This window comes from Mesorhizobium sp. M8A.F.Ca.ET.181.01.1.1 (assembly GCF_004792025.1).
Classification (GTDB): domain Bacteria; phylum Pseudomonadota; class Alphaproteobacteria; order Rhizobiales; family Rhizobiaceae; genus Mesorhizobium.
The window spans coordinates 1-397 of record NZ_SRTV01000065.1 but is presented as its reverse complement, the minus strand read 5'-3'; the positions used below and the strand labels follow the sequence as shown (position 1 = coordinate 397).

1 protein-coding gene is annotated in these 397 nt (G+C 64.7%); it reads left to right on the top strand.

The features are described 5' to 3' along the window. Positions 1-37: 37 nt before the first annotated feature. Positions 38-397 (top strand): glycosyltransferase (locus tag EN824_RS33600; protein WP_135933171.1); only part of this gene is annotated, 360 nt, incomplete at its 3' end.

Genomic DNA, 397 nt, shown 5'->3' with positions numbered 1-397 from the left:
TTGGTCCGGACCGGGCACACAATCGAGGAACGAATAGATGAAGATCATGATCGTCACCGACGCATGGGAACCGCAGGTCAACGGCGTCGTGCGCACGCTCAAGAACACCACACGCGAGCTCACCGAACTCGGCCACCGCGTCGATCTGCTGACGCCGCTCGAATTCCGGACGATCCCCTGCCCGACCTACCCTGAAATCCGCCTGTCGCTGCTGCCGCGCCGCAAGCTGCGCGAGCGCATCGACGCGTTCGAACCCGACGCCTTGCATATCGCCACAGAAGGCCCGCTCGGCATGGCCGCCCGTGCCTACGCGATCCAGCACAAGCTGCCGTTCACCACGGCCTATCACACGCGCTTTCCCGAGTATGTGCAGGCGCGCTTCGGCATCCCGCTCGCG